The organism is Exilispira thermophila (assembly GCF_055389015.1).
The window spans coordinates 2,237,292-2,255,618 of sequence record NZ_AP042476.1; the positions used below are offsets into that span (position 1 = coordinate 2,237,292).

The window sequence follows — 18,327 nt, forward strand, 5'->3', positions numbered from 1 at the left end:
AATTGTCCTCCTTATTTTATAATATCACTATATTTTCTCACTCCCCCCACACTTTATCAATCACCTTTTTAATCTTTTCCTCATATATTTTAATAAGCTTGCGACAACCATCTATGACTTTGCGTTCAGCTTCAATTTTATCTACAATACACTGCTGGACTTCAAGAGGAGGAAGGGGGATTTGTAAAGTACAAAAGTTTGTTTTAGAAATTTCTTTAAATGTACCACCAGATGCTAAAAGTTCCATTTGCTTAGCAAGCTTTTTCACAGCTAAGGCAAGATATATATTATTTATTTTTTTAAAATCTTTAATTATTATATTTTTAAATCCCTGATTAGTTGCTAAATCTATTTTATTTATCCCAACTCGTCCTATAGTTGCACGAGTGGAAACAATAATTGAATTTGCTGGTATAATTTTAGCTGAAGAATTTTTAAGCCCTAGTTCAGTTATTTTTCGCTTGGTATTAGTAATTATAGTAATATAATCTTCTTGTGGTAAATCTACTAATGTAGCCCAATTGATAGAACCACCCCAATAATTTTTATTTTGAGAATCTGGAGTTCCTCCACTTTCAACTTTAAATAAATTTTTATCCCCCAGCTTCACAATCGGCCACCCCTCAGCAAGTTCTTCTTTCTTTTCAGGATGTTTAATAATGTATGTTTTAAGTTCCTCTTCAAGATAACCTTCTACATCAGGTTTCCAGACTTCTATAACCTGCTTACAACCATCAATAAGTTTCTGGTAACCTTCTATCTCTGAAACAATCTCCTTCTGAACTTCAAGAGGTGGGAGGGGGATTTCTAAATTTTTAATATCAGAATTGGAAATATGTAAAATATTTACTCCTTTTGCGTAAGTTGCTAGGATGTTTTTTAGTGGTGGATTACTTATTAAAAAAGCTAAATAATTTGATAAAATGAACTTATTTTCCGTTCTTATTATATTGATATCCCCGCCTATAATAACATTGTCTTCATTTAATGACCTTGCAACAGCTATACCCATAGCATCCGCTGTTGTTGTTGAAGGTATTAAAACATCACCCTTCTTTGATAATATTTTACCTTTTAAATTTGTTCTACTGATAACATTTTCTATTATTGTTTGATATAATGTATAAATTTCTCCATAATGTATGCATTTATTTTTACCACCTTCAATAATATCTTTTTTAGAAATTCCTTGTCCTCTCAAGAATTGAATTTTTCCTTGTAGTTCTAATTCTCCTAACCGAACCATTGACCATTTCTCGTGTTTTCTTTTTTCCACTATCCTGTATCTTTCAGCAGTAAGGTTATATTCGCCATTTTCTGCAAGTTTTTCCTTCTTTACCAGCAATGCACTACAAGGTTTTTCATCCACTTTAAATGTTTCTAGTTTTTTGTTCTTAACAGCAGTTATATAATCCTTTATCACATTCAAAGCATCAGGTAAGTCGTTTTTATCAATAGGTCGGCGCTGAGCCCCTGTATCAAACCCATCATTTTCAATTTTTATGAAAAGTATGCTATCAGTCTTTTTAGCAATAACCTTATCCATTAGTAAAATAGAAGTCTTTACCCCTGAATATGGCTGAAAAACACCAGAAGGAAGTGAAACAACAGCATAAAGATAATCTTCTACAAGCATCTTCCTGAGTTTCCTGTAAGCTTTAGCACTCTGAAAAATAATACCTTCAGGTACGATTACTGCAGATCTCCCTGTAGGTGTTAAATGCTCAGCAATATAATCCACAAACAAAACTTCACTTCTTTTGCTCTGCACACTAAATCTTTTATGGGGTTTTATTCCCCCTTTTGGTGACATAAAAGGGGGATTGGCAAGGATTACATCAGCATATTCATTCCATTTGTCTTCACTTGTAAGTGTATCATATTCATATATCTGAGGGTTGACAAAACCATGTAGATACATATTTACAAGAGAAAGGCGAACCATATCTGGTGAAATATCATACCCTTTAAAATTTGAATACAATTTTTTACGTTCATCAGTAGTAAGTAGATCTCCCATACAACTACCATTTTTAGATTTATATTTTTCTGAAGTATTTTCACATAAAATATATTTATACGCTGAAATCAAAAAGCCAGCAGTACCACATGCAGGATCCAGGATAATATCGTTTTTCTTAGGACCAACTATTTTCACCATAAAATCTATAATATGTCTTGGAGTACGAAATTGGCCAGCATCCCCCTGACTCCCCAGAACAGAAAGTAGATATTCAAAAGCATCACCCAATCGCTCAGAATGATCGTATATAAACTCGTTAATTGTTTTTAAAAAAAGCTTGAGAGTTTCAGGATCACGATAAGGCAAATAAGCATTTTTGAAAATATTACGAAAAAGCTCAGGTAAATTTGGATTAAGACTCATTTTTGTTATTGCTTCAGCATAAAGATTAAGCATCTCATATCCACCCAGTCGTGGGTTAAATATATTGCTCCAGCTATATTTTTCATAATCACCAGTAAAAAAGCTTCGTTTACCCCCCATTTCAATTGCTTCTCTATCCATATCATCCATAAACTTGTAAATAAGTGCAATTGTTATTTGCTCCACCTGGCTTTTTGGATCAGGAACTTTTCCTACTAGAATATCACGGGCGGTGTCAATTCTTCTTTTTGTTTCAGCATCCAGCACGGTCTTCTCCCCTTTATATTACTTACAACTCATTAATAAAATATGTCGAGATTTACTATTTTTTTCAACATATTAATTAAACATGTCGAAATTTATCATTTTTTTCGACATGTTATTTTTCTTATGAGATTAAATCAAAGTTTTTGAATAACAAAAACAAAGGTTCATTTATATAATAATTATTTCTCCCAATTTTTTCTTTCTTCAAAAATCCACCTTTTACTAATTCATCAAGATAATTTGCTGCTGTTTGTCTATGAATATTTAAATCTTTTTGTAAATACTCAATTTTTGTATAAGGATGTTTAAAAAGGTTATTGAGTAAATCTTGAGAATAAAATTTATAGTTATTTCTTATAGAATGTTTATATTTCATCATTAGTTTTGATATCTCATTAATAAGATAAATTGTTCCTTTAGATGTAGATTCTACCCCTTTCAAAAGATATAAGATCCAGTTTTCCCAATTTCCTTTATCCCTGACTTCTTTAAGTAATCTATAATAGTCTGCTTTTGTTTTAATAATATAACTACTTAAATAAAGTATGGGTAAATCAAGCAAACCTTTTAAAACCAAATATAGTATGTTAAGTATCCTGCCTGTTCGCCCATTACCATCATAGAAGGGATGAATTGATTCAAATTGATAATGAATAATTGCCATTTTAATTAAAGGGTCAACTGGATGAAGATCATCATTATTTATATATTCTTCAAGATTTTGCATCAGCCTGATAATTGTATCATAATCCTGTGGTGGTTTATACACAGTTTCCCCTGTTTTAGAATTTTTAAGTTCTGTACCGGGTAGTCTTCTATATCCTGCCTTGTTAGAAACTATTATTCCTTGAATATCTAATATAATTCTATTAGTTAATAATTGTTTATTTTTCAAGGCATTATAACCAATTTGCAAAGCTTTTGCATACTGATGAACTTCTTTAGCATTGGGATTTGATATAAAACTTTCAAAAAGATTTTCTTTATAGATTTCATCATGAGTTGTTATAATGTTTTCAATTGCAGAACTATCTTTAGCTTCAAGTAAAGGTAAAGTATTAATTAATATAGACTCATTAGGAATTGTTTTTGCAATTCCTTTTAATTCAGCAAGATATCGATATGCCTGAGAAAGTTGCTTAAGAATCGCTTTTGTTTCAACATCAAATTCAGGTGGTAGCATATTTAAACTACTCATTTTATCAATCACTCCTTTTACGCAATAAACTTATTTAATGGTACATAATCTTTGATATACTCAGGTATAGCTTTTCGTAGTTCAGGAGTTAATTTCCTGAATGCTTCACCATAAGGAGAAATATTGAGCAGTGCAAAATTACCACTATCTACAATCCTTCTAAATTCATCATCAAGGATATACGCTTTAAATACTTTTTTAGCATATTCAAAATATTCCTCTTTTGGTAAATATCGACTATCAAATTTATCAAACTCCTCTTCAAGAAGTTCTTCTTTTGTTTTAAAATAAGGAATTATTCCTAATATTTTTTCAATGATCTCTTTTAGAGTAATACGTCTATCTATGTTAATTGCCTTTCTTAATTTTTCAAGAGTGAAATATTCTTCTGGTTTATCCATAATATTTTTTTCAATATAATCAATTAGTTCTTCCCATTTCCCTTCTTCAGCTTTTTGTTTTATAAAAGGAGTTTCAATAACTTTCTTTTCAAATTTTTCAAAATACATTCTATCAATTTTCATTCCATCTGTTCCGATTACTTTCTGATCAAACGACAATATCTGGTCATTTCTTGTACTATGGTATTCATCTGTACTATATTTGATTTCAGGTGTCTTTAAAATTGAATATTCTTCACCTCCAGCTGGAAGTTTTAAAACTTCATCATAATTAAACTTCTCTTCAAAATATTCACAGTTAGCAAAAAAATCAAAAAGCTTAAATCTTTCTTTTTGCTTTTCACCGATTTCTGCTTTTAATTTTTCATCAGTTAAGTTTTCAGTAAAATTATGCCTTCTTGTTCCTCTCCCTTTAATCTGAATAAATTCAGTTGGAGAAAAGATGGGTCTCATCAAGCATAAATTTAAAATATCCGGGCAATCATATCCTGTAGTCATCATACCAACGGTAACACATACACGAGTTTTGCTTGTTCTATATTCTGGAATAAAGTTACCATAACCAGAAAGATTGTTATTGGTGAAATTAATTGTAAATTGCTGAGCATCCGGTATACTAGATGTTACCTGAACTGCAAAATCAGAATTGTACTTATCAGGAAACATTTTATCTGCAAATTCATTTAAAATCTGGGTAATTTTAGCAGCATGATTTTGCGAAACACAAAAAACAATAGTTTTTCCAATTTCACCACTTATTGGATCCCGGTAAGCATTTTCTAAAAAAGCCTTACAAAATGCTCTATTTGTATTTTCAGAAAAAAATTTTCTCTCAAAATCCTTATGTTTATATATTTCTTCTATTTCTTCCCCTTCTTCATTTTGGGTTAAAACAGCATATCCTTCATCAGAAAGAAGTTGTGTAGTAATTTCTGTTCGTGCATCAATTACAACCGGATTTACAAGATAACCATCTTTCACACCATCAACAAGAGAATATCTAAAAGTTGGTTCTCCATTTTCGCAACCAAAAGTTTTATATGTATCTAAAAGGAGCCTTCTTTCAAGCTGGCGTGGATCATTTTCACCAAGTTTAGATATATCAATATTTTTAAGGTAATTTTTTGGAGTTGCAGTTAGTCCCAGTTTATACCCGATAAAATATTCAAATACAGCCCGACTATTTACTCCTAAACTTCTATGTGCTTCATCAGAAATTACAAGGTCAAAATCATCTGGTGCAAAAACTCTTTTATATCTATTTTTTGATAAAAAAGTTTGAACAGTTGAAACAACAATTTCTGCTTTCCTCCAATCATCAGGATTTTCCTTATAAATAGTAGTCTGATAGTCATTTTTAAGATAAGTAACAAATGCTTTATATGCTTGATTTTCAAGTTCCAGTCTATCTACAAGAAATAAAACTCTACGAGCATTACCAGTTCGTAAAAATAATTTTATTATTGCAGCAGCAACAAGGGTCTTCCCGGTTCCTGTAGCCATTTCAAAAAGAAAGCGGTCTTTTCCTTGCTTTACTGCATTTTGAATTGATTTGATAGCTCGTATCTGATATTTTCTTAAAAATTTGAGTTTATTTTGTTCAATAGAATTCTTTCTTGTTTTTTCATCCAAATAAGAAGGATCATTCTTATAATCTGGTTTTTGTGTTAATACAATGTAATCTTCATTAATTATTTCATTAACAAGCTTGTCTCTATCAGGTTTAAAGGTAGAATAACCTTTTACCATTTCTGTAGATGGGAATCTGCTTATTATATGTGGATTTCCTCTTTCCAAATCCCAGAAATAGTGAATATTTCCATTAGAAAGAATAATAAAACGGCAGTTTAGTGAAATTGCATAACGACGGGCTTGTTCTTTACCAAAAAGAGGATTTTTATCTTCTGCTTTTGCTTCAAGGACAATAAACGGAAAACCTTGTTCATCTAGCAGCAAAAAATCAACAAAACCATTAGTGGTTTTTTCAAAATTTTCTCCAAATTCATTTAATTTTTCTCTGGTGATTTTAACATTATTTTCAAGAAGGATATTTGCTTTACCCTCTTTACTATCGAAGAAACGCCATCCAGCTTCTTCAAGAAGTTTATTTATTTTTATCCTTGCCTTTGCTTCTTTCTCTCCCATAGTCAGGTTTCCTCATTAATTTTTAATTCATATTACATTTTTCTTAACCTATTGTGAATGGTAAAAATATTGAAAATGTAAAATATTTGTTTCTCAATTCAATTTATTCAAAATTATCTGAATAAACATCAACAACAAGTATATAATTAAACAGGAATAATTTCAACTATTATTAAAAAGGCATTTTTTTAAATTAGATTATTTATTTAAAAAAAGTTTCTCTAATTTATGAATAAAATTATTTTATTAAAAATTTAATGGAGGATTTGCTTTTTATTAAATAATTTTATTAATAGTTAAGTAAAAACAAATTGTGTTTTATTTATTTATTATTTGCAAAGTTTTCATTTCACTTCTTTTATCATTCTATAAAAATATAAATTTTTATTATTTTGTAAAGTTATTGAAAATTCTTTTATAATTTTATAACCTAATTTTTTATATAAACCTATAGCAACAGTGTTATCCTTTTCAACATCCAATACCATTCTTTTTTTATCTGCCATTTTAGCTTCCTCTTCAGCTATAGACATCAACTTTTTACCTATTCCCTTTCCTCTATATCTGGGATATACTGCTACATTGCTAATATAATATTCATCTATGTTTAAACTTCCGACAGTAGCATTTAATTTTAAAAAAGACTTAAGTTTAAATATCATACCAATTCCCATCTCTTTAAAAAATAATAAACCTGTTTTTAAATTCTCTCTCTTTTTTGTCTTCCCATCATATCCTAAAATCATACCAGCAATTTTTCCATCAATCTCAGCAATATGACTATGTTTAAAGCTAAAAAGATTAGAAGAATGACGAAATAAATCCTGTAGTATAATCTTTATCTTTCCACCAAAAAGAGTTGGAAAATAAGGAGCAGAAAGTAATAAAAGTTCAGAAAAATCTACATAGTCATTAATTGTGGCTTTTCTCTCTTTAATCATATATATTACCTTTAAAATTATTTTACTTAATGTATATATTCATCATTCAAATACTTATTTTCTTTTAACCCTTTTTTGATTCTTAAAATTAAATTGGGATGATATTTTTTGAAATCTTTAAGAACTCCATCTCCCCATTTTCTTGTCCAGATTATTCCTCTGCAAACCAGATCTTCATCATCATCAGGTATCTCATCTGGTCTATCTGGATAAAGAAAAATTTTGAGTTTACTATTTTTCGAGAGATCTATCAGATATGTTTTAACATCATTTATTTTTATCTCCTGTAAGGGAGTGACTTCAGATTCCGAAACTACTTCCTCTTCCCATTGAGTTTTGTTTTCTATAAAGGTTTGTGATGGTAGTATGTATATTGAACCACTAACATTAGCATAGCGGTAGTCAAAAGCACCATGAAACCGTTCACAGATATATGGAACCCCATCTTCTCTACCAACAGCACATGTTAAATCTCCCCCTTTATTTGAAAGAAATAAAGCAGCCATTACAATATCTTTAGTTGCATATACCCACCTTTCACCATGTGTACTGATAGATGGTTTAATTAAAGTCAATCCTTTTATACTCGATGCATGATACACATAGCGACCAATCATTTTACTTTCTCCTATTTTAATTTATCAATTTCTGGTTGTAAAATATCTATAAGAATTTTCATATTAAATATAATTTAAATATTATATTAAACAAGTTAAAACAGATATAATAATTGACCTTATATAAAATATAAATCATAATTTTTGTTAACTAAAGTAAAATTATTATTTTATCGATAAAAAACTATGAATAAATTTAATAGCATTTTAGAAAATCATTTTATAAGAAATATAGAGTATGAATCAAATATTGTTTTTAAGAAGTATAATAAAGTAATATTAAAAGAATATCTTAAATGGATTAATATTTTCAAAAAATACAAAAAATTTTCAATAGAAGTAAAAAAATCTATAGATATCATAATAAATAAACCATTTTTTGGATTCCATTCTCAAGGAATGAGAATAATTGAACCAGATAGAATTATAATAAAATTATGGGGAATAAATCCTTCTTATTTAATACATGAATTGACACATTGCTATTTTCCTTCTAAAAATATAAGTTTTCATGAAGGTTTAGCTAATTACATGCAAAATCTATATTACAATGTTGATGAATATGAAGAAAAAGGAATATCTCATAATATAAAAAAGATTAAAATTAATAATTTGAATAATATTCTCCAAGAAATATTGATAGTTAAGAAAATTAATAACCCTTTGATTTTATATGAAATATGGTCAAATTATGAATATTACAATGATACAAGATGTTTTAATATGTTTATTTCAAGAATAATTAGTATGTTATTTGTTAATTTTATAATAAAAAAGTATAGCATAGAAGATTATTTTAATAAATTTCACTATAATATAGCTAATCTAAATAAAAATAATGATTTAATTAGTTTATTTTATGAATTTTATTATTTCAATTTTAATAATGAGATTACAGTGAGAAAAAGAATTTATAATATTAATAAAAAATATCAATATTATAATCAAAAGTGGAAATTATTTAGAAAATTTAATTTACCATCTACAGGAAATCCAATGGCTTATTTAAAAAATTGCAATATAAACAAATTGGAAAATAAAAAGGCAATAAAAATATATATAAAAGAATTGAAATTATTTAATAAACTATTAAAAATCTGTAATGATTAGAATTAATGATAAGAAATGTAAAATTCGAATATTTTATAATTTTAAATAATTGTTGGTTCTCTTTCAAAATGTATGGATATTTATTCTAATTCTAATAAAATTTGTAATATTTTTAATTTAAGATAATCATTATCTTTTTAACCATATCCTCTCTTTTTATCTTCTTTGCAAAACTTTTAAATATTTATATACACTTAATAATACTATACTCCACCATTTTAATATTATCTTTAAAGTTTCTTTGTTTGATAACTTTTTGCCTTTTATCCACTCATTTTGAAATTGAACCTAATTGTTATTATTTATTTTAGAGAACATGAAAAAAAATTCCGAAGAAATTACAATACGCACTGGCATCAGTTTCTTTCTATAATTTTCTTGCAAGAATGGAAAAAGTCAAAGGAAGATCAGGTATAATTTTATCTTTTAAATTATTCTCATTAGTTTTTATTTTATTTTTATCAATAACCCATAAACCATCATCATTTTTTTTCATAAAAGGGAAGTGATCATAACAGCAAAAAGGATGTTCATTAAAAAATTCAATTTTTAATCCAGAGTTTATTAGACTATTGATTATATCACTTAAAGAGTGAAACCATTCATATGAAATTTTTTTGATATTAGCATTTTTATCTGCATATGTTCCATTTATATTAAAAGCATAGGGTAAATCTTTATGGAAATAATCATATTTCACTCTTAAATCTTCAGTATAGTCTTCATTTTCAAAAACCATTATAAAAGGGTGAATTTCAGCTATATAAAAAATTCCACCTTTTTTTAGATAATAAGATATGATATTTGCCCATTTTGAAAGATCATTTAACCAAACAAGAACACCATAAGAAGTATATACAATATCAAAACTTTCTTTTTCATCTAGAACATCTGGTAAATCATAAATATTACTGCAAACAAATCTAGCATTTAGACCTGTTTTATTACTTAATTTTTTAGCATATTCAATAGATGCACTTGAAAAGTCCACACCCGTAACATTAGCTCCAAGCCTTGCCCAGGAAAGGGTATCTAATCCAAAATGACATTGAAGATGAAGCATTTTTTTATCTTTCATATCTCCAACTGCTAGAGGTAGTTCATTCAATTCAATAGGTAGCAATGATGTTTTCCCTTTTATAAATTCCTCAACATTATAAAAATCTGATTCATAATGATATTTTGTATTTATATCCCATAACTCTTCATTTGATTTTTGATATTTCTTATTCTTAAGAGAGATTAAGTTTTCATAAGCTTTCTTATGAAGAGATTTACCATCATTATAAAATTCAGAAAAGGTATCACATGGAAACATATTGCAATCCATACAACTATTTAAATTTTTTGAAATTGCACATTTTCTTATTGGACAATCTTCAAGAAGTTCTTTTTCATGATGACATCCAAGACAGTTCATATTTTTTTTGTAATTTTTACAATCAGAACAAATTATTCCACAATATCCATATTCAACATTTTTCATTTAATTCATCCTTTGTTTTATAATATCCCTTTTTTAATATATCCTTTTTTTAAATATTATTCATTATATAATATTTTTTTTAATATTGATCTCAAAATATAAATAGATATAAAGAATTGTAATATAATTTTTTCAGTAATATTGATTTTTTTTGTAATCATTCTTTTAAAAAATTTACTATTAAATAATAAAAGAGCAAGGATGATAAATTATGGAAGAAATTAAAGAGGTGAATTTTAATTCGTTATGATTATAAAATTTATTTAAATCTTTTTAAAAAAAATCAGGGAATTTGAGTCAAAACAAATAGCAATATCTATATATTTATTTGGGTACAATTTAATGTGGTCCAGAAAATTGTATTAAAAAATTTAATTACTAATTAAAAATTAAATTGTGGATATTTTTGTTTTATATATTGTTTTAATGTATAAAAGTTTCTTATATCATATTTATATAGATAAGTATTATTATCCTCCATTTGAACCATAACAGATAATTTACTATTTTTCTTAATCAATGTCAAAATAATTGGAATATCTCCACTATTAAAAAATAGTGTTCTGTTATCTTTAGATTGATAAATATGATATAATCTTTTAATACCATCACCAAAATCAACAATTACTTTAGATCCTCTTACTTTTCCTTTTGATTTTGGGAACATTATATATATAGATATACCACCAGTTGTTCCGTTAACTTTAATAACAAACAAACCATAATCTTTAGAACCTTTTAATGGAGAATATGTAGTATTTAGCAAAGTTAGATAAAGAATTTGGTCACCTTGTTTATTTTGAATTATACTATATTTCCAAGTATTTTTATTTGGGTTGAATTCAGCTGCAGAAGATTCTGTTTTACTAACATTCTTAAAAAGATTTTCTGGTTCCTGTTTTGTTGTATGATCTGTATAATCAGCATTACTACGATCAACTGTTGATGGATCCCTATCTTCCACAACAATTATTTTATGAAATAAATCATTTTTCTCATAAACATCCATATACTGATGTGCTAATTCTTCTAATCTTGCCAATTTTTCGTTATCATCTTTGATTTCGAGAGCACGCTTAAAATGATTATAAAATTGCATAAAAGTATTATTATAATCAAATTTCGCAAAAGAGGTACTAAAAAATAACAATAAAAAACTTAAAAATATTAATGTTTTCTTTAACATGTTTTTCTCCTTCTAATGTTTATTTTAATTATGCATTAAGCATATACCCATATATAGTTTACTGGTCCCAAATTTTCATGTAAACTTTGTTTCTCCATATTATTTATACCAATTATAAAAAATCTTTCAATTTTTTATTTTAATAAATAATATTTTTAAATGTATTGTATTACTTCTAGACATTCTTTTATTAATGGTTTTGTTAGATCTTTATCTTTTAATAAATCCATAATATCATTGATTTCAAAAATAATGTTTTCATAATCTTTTAATACAACTATAGTATCAATTTTTTTAATTTCATTAAATTCTTTATTTGAAGGGTTACAAATATAAACACTATCTATTCTGGGTATTATTCAACTTCTAAATATTTTTATTAAAATTATAATTTTAATAAAAATAACAATAAATTGTGGGAAAAAATTAATGAAAGGAATGGCCTTTTATAATTCATATTTTTTAGCAAAATTCTTAGCTTTTTGTAAAATGATTTCTTCTATTTCTGGATAAATAATGCTTTCAATTTCTAATTTATCTATAATTAATGCAAAAATAATTGGAAAAATTGTAAATATAGAAGCAATTAACTAAAGTTAAATGGATATATCCCATCCTTTAAGAACAATAAAAAACTTTGGAATAATTAATAATAATAAAATAAAGTACTTATACTAATTATTTTTCTTCTTGATATAAAGTATGATAAACATTTTAAATTTCACTTATTAATATAGACAAAATATAAAATATACCAGGGAAGTTAGTAAAAATAGCAAGACAATTTTATCTTAAGCTAAATTTGTTATTACATATATTTTTCTATGATTTTTCCCACCAATCAAATTCATCTGGAAATTTTTTATAATTTTTATGAAACCAATTAGATAAATCCATATTATAAAAACCACCTTTATTAAAACGTTTTTCAAAATTTTTAAAATCTAAATTCATTCTTATTGCTAATATATAAAATCTTACTCCAATATTATCATTAGGATTTGTTTTTAATAATTTTCTAAATAAATCTAAAGCATCGTTATTTTTTTTATTTATCCATAATGAAATAGCTTTGTTAAGAATTACTTTTATAATATGTCTATTTTCTATCCATCCCCATTCTAACAAATCTGGCCAATTACCATCTTTATCTTTTATCAATTCCAGTGTTTTTATATAAGCTTTGTTTAATACTTTTTCAGCTTCTAATAAATTACCTTCATCTTGCAATATTTCATAAAGAAATAAGTATGATTCAAAATAATATGGATCTTTTTCAATTAATTGTTTCAATTGTTTTTTTATAAAATTTGCATTTCTACCATTATATTGCTGATACAAATTATAATAAATGTTTTCTACTTTATGATTTTTGTCCACATATTCTCTTTTTCTTTTTTCCATAGTTTTTACCCTTTTTTACAATATTTTTTTTAATTTCAATTAATTGTTAAAATAATTCAAAGACTTTTTTAAAACAAAACAAAACAAATCTTTTTTTTAGAATATCTTTATTATTTTAAATTTTTTCATTAATAAGTCAATTACAAATAAATTTTCTCCATTCCTTATAAATTACTATCAACCCTACTAATCACCATTATTATAAAATTCTTTTAATATAGTTAGAGCATCTTTTTTATATATTTTATTAAATAGATTTTCTTTTTCATTAAAAACATAATTATAAGAAAAATCAAAAAATTTATTGAATTACAATTTGCCAAATAAATTTATGTAATTATGCTCACTTTTGTTATTTAATTATTATAATTTATACTTCAATATTTTTTCTTTTTAATTCTTATTCTGCAAATTTACAAAATTTTTTATATATTACTCTTTATATGTTTTAAATAATATTTTATCTATTAGAGTATTGTTTTAGTTTATAATAATTGCATAATATAAAAATTTTTATATTTAGATTTATTTTTAATCAAAGAATCTTTCTAATAAATTCTTTTACAAAGTAAAAGGTAAAATTTTTGTTAATAAAAAACATCTATCTTTTTTTTGTTATATGTAATGCTAAAATTGAATATAATATTTCAACTAAGATTATTACAAATTTTTGAAATAGATCTCTTTCACTTTAAATTAAATTCCATTTATAGTCAAATCATTAATATTAAACACTTATTCCAAATTTACACTTATACACAATGTTGTAGTCAGTTGTTCTATATTTTAAAAAGTTTTTCTTCTTGTGAAAGAGATAATATTTTAAATTTTTCAACATCAATATCTTTGGGCAATTTATCCCTTAATACTGGTAATACATATTGGCAATTAATATCTGAAACAATTTCATTTAAAAGACTAGTAATTTGATTGTCGTGAACATTTTCAATCTGGTCGTGTAATATAAAGTGCAGACAATTTATCCCTAATTCATCAGCAAATTGAATATAAGCCAAATCAAAAGTTGCAATTTGTCCCTTTTTCTTTCCAGTTCCAGGGTTACCACTAATAGTTGATATGTTTAATTCAAATCCTTTCTCATTCTTATCATAACTTAATACAAATTGTTCACCATACAAATTTTGAGAAATTGAAGAAAAGTACTTATTGAAAATAGTTATTCTTTCGTTTAACAAATCTTCTTTTGAAATAATGTTTTTATCAATGCTATTCAATTCATTTTTGTATTTCTCGATATTGCTAATCGTCTGATTCCAGAGACGTTTTTGTTCTCCAAGATTTCCTTTTTGCTCGTAATATTTGTTTAATTCTAAGACAATTTTTTCTAATTCTTCCAAAGCATCAGATTTCTGTAATAATTCACTTAACTCTTTCTCTTTTGAAAATAAATTTCTAATTTCTTGATTTAAAATTTTAATTTTCTTTTCAATATCAGGCAGTTCTTTTGTTATATAATTCTTTTTTTCAATTAACATTTCATTATGAAATTTTAATGTATCTTCGAAGGACTTCTGCAATTCAGGGATTAAGATTTTTGCCTCCTTATATAAATATTTAATTTGCTCTACATTTATATTGGCTACTTCTTTCTCTAATTCTTCTTTGCTTTCAAGAATTAATTCTTTACGCAGTTCTAATTGACTAATATGTGTAGAAAGTCTGTTAATGTTTGATTTAATTTGGTTTAGTTTTTTTAAATCAGATTCGTAATCTTCATTTAAATTAAATTGAGTCTTTTTGTTTTCTAATTGCTCGATATTCCGGTTGATTATAATTAATGATTGTTCAATTTTAGAAAGTGTATATTCTTTTCTTAATCTTCTTTGTAGGTCTTCTTCTATTTTAATTAATGAATGTAATTGTTGTTTTCGTTCTGCTTCATCTAGCGGTATTCCCAGCCAGAAAAAATATAATGCTTCATACTCCTCGCGAGTAGTAGTAGAATGTAAGACTTTTATTGTATTTATAAGTCTTGATTTTTCATCTCTGATATTTTTAGCAATAATTTGGCGAAAAGTTGGTTTAGGACTTTTTGAATTGAAAATCAATTCTTTTAATTTTTTTTGGAAACTATCATTATTGAAATATTCTCCATTTATTTCTTGTATTTTATTTTTACGGGACAAAAAGTTTCTTCTAATTTTTATTTCGTTTGATGTTTCTAATTCTAAATCCTCTTTTAATATTAATGTGATTATGATATTATTATTTTTTAAAAATTTTTCAATAGTTGTATTACTTCCTTTTTCTTTGAACTCAGGATCTTTATAAATATTTTCGCCCTTTCCGCCTAAACAAAAATCGATTAATCGCAATACTGTTGTTTTACCAACATTATTACCCGATTTTTTTCTATCTGATGTTTTTGTTTCATCAATTATCAAATTAATCCCTTTATGAAACTTGATTTCTCTTATCAATGTATCACCATTGTGAATATATAATTCTTTTAGAAACATTTTAATATCCTATCTTTATCTTTTTTAATTGCGCCAAGCAAAAACAACCAGTCTAATGACAATGCATATAAATTAAGCGTTATATCTTTTTCTTTTTTTTTGAGAGAATTAAAAACATCAAGAAAATCGAATTCGGGTTTATTAATACTTCTTAATTCATCAATAACCAATGCACTAATATAATAAATTTGTTTTTTGGGATTTGTGTTTTTTCCTAAAATCATAACTATTTCGGCTCTTCTAATATTTTACATCTCATAAACGCATCTACCATAACAATTGGTAGTGCAATATATATATCGTCTTTGTTTGATTGTTTTTCATCAAGTAATTGCCAAAGTCTTTCTTCTACTGATTTAAAAATCTTATCTGCATTATTCTGAATTATTTCCAATTCATTTTTTTGTCCTTTTACGAACTCTCCTTTAATCTTTAAATATAGATTCCTAATATTTCTCAATAATTTTTCTTTCCTAAACGAACCTTGTTTTTCCAATTCATCGTATAATGAATTTAACTTACCATAATATTTGCTATACTCTTCAATAATATATTTATATTCTTTTATTGAGTTGTATTCTATCTTTTTATCAATATTAAAGGTATTTAATGAATCACTATCAAAATTATCATCTAATTCAATAGATGCAATAGCATTTATCGCTTGATTCAAAAGAGTGGAGGTATTTTTTAATTTCTCTTGACGACATTTATTTTCGTGATCTCTTTTCCATTGTTTTAGTAAATCTACTGGATATTTATTTTCATTGTCTTTGTTATCAATAATACTATGGCATTCATCACATAATAAAATCAGATTATCATAATCTCTTCTTTCATCATCTGTCATATTGGTATTATATCTTGGCCCCTTAGAACTCGCTGCTTCAATATGGCATATTTTTGCAATGATTGTTTTTTCATCACGTGCTTCGAGTGAGTTATCGCAATCAGGATTCGCACATTGATTACAAGATAATAAAAACAGTCGTTTTATTGTTGATGGCTTATATTGTCTTGCTTTTTTTCCCATATTAAAAAATTATCTTTATTATAAATATTGTCAATTATTTCTATCATTTTTCTTCTTTTTTAAATCGGATACAAAGTTTGCTAGTTATATAAAGTTGCAAACAAAAGGAAAAATTTGTTTAATGATAATATTTAGCCAGAAACAGTTTACCCTTATGATATACACTGTTTGAATCCATCCTACTTCACTCTATACCTATCATTTTGTCTAAATAATGTTTTTTAAATCAATTTCCTTATCTAAAACAATTCCATATTGTTCTTTGTTTAAATGTTCTGTAAATTCTAAATCTTTTTTAAACTAATAAAAAAAATGTTTTGATTTTCTATTTGAAAAAATATGTATACATTACTTCAATATGGATATCTGTTTTTGTTAGTTTTGTAATTATTTTTAAGAAGGAATTTTCTTTTCACATTTTTAAAAGTTTCTCTTTTATAGCTCTAATTAATGTATAATATCCATCATACATAAGTAATACAAGGTAAATTTGAGTATTTTGATATAATGCAATGTTGATATATTTCCATTGTTCAGCAATACTAAAATTAATTCATGTTATTTTTATTCACTAAAACTTTCTCTCTAATTTTCTAAGAAGTTAAACTTTTCCACCTGTCATTATTGTTGTAAAATATATTTTAATTTTTTACAATCCAGATTGATTTAACCATTTACAACAATTTTTATTTACATTCCTAAAATCTTTCCAGGTTAACCAACCTAATCGATCAGATATACTTTTCCAATCATAATTTTTTCTATGTGGTAAATCAATTGATATAGAATCTGGTTTAGTTTTGTATTCATGAAATTTATAGCCATATAAACGACTTGATAGGTTATCTTTAAAAAGTTTAAGGGTAATTAAAAGAAACAATGTTTTTTCTGGATCTCTTTTATCTAAAGGTGGACAAAGTCTTTCATTTTTTTCTAACATAACATCTATATTTCTTGCAATTTGATTACGCAAGGTATCATATGTAATTTCATAAGATATATCTGATAAAACTTTAGCTTCGATAATAATTGCAAAACCATTTTTTGAATTTAAAAGAACTGCATCAACATTTGTAGAACCTTCAAGATTTATTTTATTATATGCACTGTCCAGAACATAAGGGATTAATTGTCTGTCAGTTAAATGATTTGATAACCAATTTTTATATAGCTTTGGAGAAGGTAAATTAACTTCAAAAAATAAATGTAGATCTCCATCTAAACATTCTTCCCAAGATTTTAATTCTTTAATTGGAGGTAAAATCCCATAAGCATTGCTTAATAAATGAATCAGTTCTTTTGTTCTATTTTGACTATAGTATATAGTCATCATACATGAAGCAATCCAGAATCTTTCATCTTTCTCTATTTGACATGGTTTCTTCAAATATTTTAAAGACTTCCCTATCCTATTATCTTTTTTATTAGGACAATCTTTATTATTTTTAATACTCTTTTTATAATAATTGAGATGGTTTGGATTCTTATTACAATCACCATTTTTTTTAACTTTAGCAAAATGTGATAAAAATTGTTGTTCAGTAACTGGTAAATATATTTTATGCATACCCATTTTGTTAACTCCCAAATTATAATTTCATATATCATTTAATTAACATACAAATACTACTTTTGTTTAATTTAAATATAGAGAAATATATCTTTTTATTATT

13 protein-coding genes are annotated in these 18,327 nt (G+C 25.7%); 1 reads left to right on the forward strand and 12 read right to left on the reverse strand.

The annotated features are described in order from the left end of the window. Positions 1-37: 37 nt before the first annotated feature. The 5 genes from ACZ5EC_RS09470 to ACZ5EC_RS09490 all read right to left on the reverse strand — a co-directional run bounded on the left by ACZ5EC_RS09470 (position 38) and on the right by ACZ5EC_RS09490 (position 7,955). On the reverse strand, positions 38-2,572 hold the full coding sequence (locus ACZ5EC_RS09470) for an N-6 DNA methylase (RefSeq protein WP_464302236.1): 2,535 nt from the start codon (positions 2,570-2,572) through the stop codon (positions 38-40). A gap of 202 nt (positions 2,573-2,774) precedes the next feature. Then, positions 2,775-3,851 carry a Fic family protein gene (locus tag ACZ5EC_RS09475; protein ID WP_464302237.1) on the reverse strand — a complete coding sequence of 359 codons (1,077 nt, stop codon included), beginning with the start codon at positions 3,849-3,851 and terminating at the stop codon, positions 2,775-2,777. A 17-nt stretch (positions 3,852-3,868) separates the two neighbouring features. Next, the gene (locus tag ACZ5EC_RS09480; RefSeq protein WP_464302238.1) at positions 3,869-6,397 is read right to left on the reverse strand and encodes a DEAD/DEAH box helicase family protein; all 2,529 of its coding nucleotides are present in this window, start codon (positions 6,395-6,397) and stop codon (positions 3,869-3,871) included. A 344-nt stretch (positions 6,398-6,741) separates the two neighbouring features. Then, the gene (locus ACZ5EC_RS09485) at positions 6,742-7,338 is read right to left on the reverse strand and encodes a GNAT family N-acetyltransferase (protein ID WP_464302239.1); all 597 of its coding nucleotides are present in this window, start codon (positions 7,336-7,338) and stop codon (positions 6,742-6,744) included. Positions 7,339-7,364: 26 nt separating this feature from the next. Then, positions 7,365-7,955, reverse strand: coding sequence for a hypothetical protein (locus tag ACZ5EC_RS09490; protein WP_464302240.1), 591 nt, complete (start codon positions 7,953-7,955; stop codon positions 7,365-7,367). A gap of 186 nt (positions 7,956-8,141) precedes the next feature. Here ACZ5EC_RS09490 and ACZ5EC_RS09495 point away from each other — a divergent pair, with 186 nt between their 5' ends. Beyond that, on the forward strand, positions 8,142-9,065 hold the full coding sequence (locus ACZ5EC_RS09495) for a hypothetical protein (RefSeq protein WP_464302241.1): 924 nt from the start codon (positions 8,142-8,144) through the stop codon (positions 9,063-9,065). A gap of 367 nt (positions 9,066-9,432) precedes the next feature. On the opposite strand, the gene ACZ5EC_RS09500 is transcribed toward ACZ5EC_RS09495, so the two are convergent. From ACZ5EC_RS09500 to ACZ5EC_RS09530, 7 genes are all read right to left on the reverse strand, one after another. Then, positions 9,433-10,551: a methyltransferase domain-containing protein gene (locus ACZ5EC_RS09500; protein ID WP_464302242.1), complete on the reverse strand. Its 1,119-nt coding sequence runs from the start codon at positions 10,549-10,551 to the stop codon at positions 9,433-9,435. A 382-nt stretch (positions 10,552-10,933) separates the two neighbouring features. Beyond that, the gene (locus tag ACZ5EC_RS09505) at positions 10,934-11,737 is read right to left on the reverse strand and encodes a hypothetical protein (RefSeq protein WP_464302243.1); all 804 of its coding nucleotides are present in this window, start codon (positions 11,735-11,737) and stop codon (positions 10,934-10,936) included. Positions 11,738-12,559: 822 nt separating this feature from the next. After that, positions 12,560-13,141 (reverse strand): tetratricopeptide repeat protein, encoded by a 582-nt coding sequence (locus ACZ5EC_RS09510; RefSeq protein WP_464302244.1) that lies wholly within the window; start codon positions 13,139-13,141, stop codon positions 12,560-12,562. Between the two features lie 779 nt (positions 13,142-13,920). Then, a complete protein-coding gene (locus ACZ5EC_RS09515; RefSeq protein ID WP_464302245.1) occupies positions 13,921-15,621 on the reverse strand; it encodes a DUF2326 domain-containing protein in 1,701 nt (566 codons plus the stop codon). Next, complete coding sequence (locus tag ACZ5EC_RS09520; protein ID WP_464302246.1) at positions 15,612-15,845, reverse strand: ABC-three component system middle component 6; 234 nt, start codon at positions 15,843-15,845, stop codon at positions 15,612-15,614. Before ACZ5EC_RS09520 ends, ACZ5EC_RS09515 begins: the two co-directional genes overlap by 10 nt. A 2-nt stretch (positions 15,846-15,847) precedes the next feature. Continuing rightward, a complete protein-coding gene (locus ACZ5EC_RS09525; protein WP_464302247.1) occupies positions 15,848-16,654 on the reverse strand; it encodes an ABC-three component system protein in 807 nt (268 codons plus the stop codon). Between the two features lie 649 nt (positions 16,655-17,303). Further along, positions 17,304-18,227 carry a hypothetical protein gene (locus ACZ5EC_RS09530; RefSeq protein WP_464302248.1) on the reverse strand — a complete coding sequence of 308 codons (924 nt, stop codon included), beginning with the start codon at positions 18,225-18,227 and terminating at the stop codon, positions 17,304-17,306. Positions 18,228-18,327: the final 100 nt, after the last annotated feature.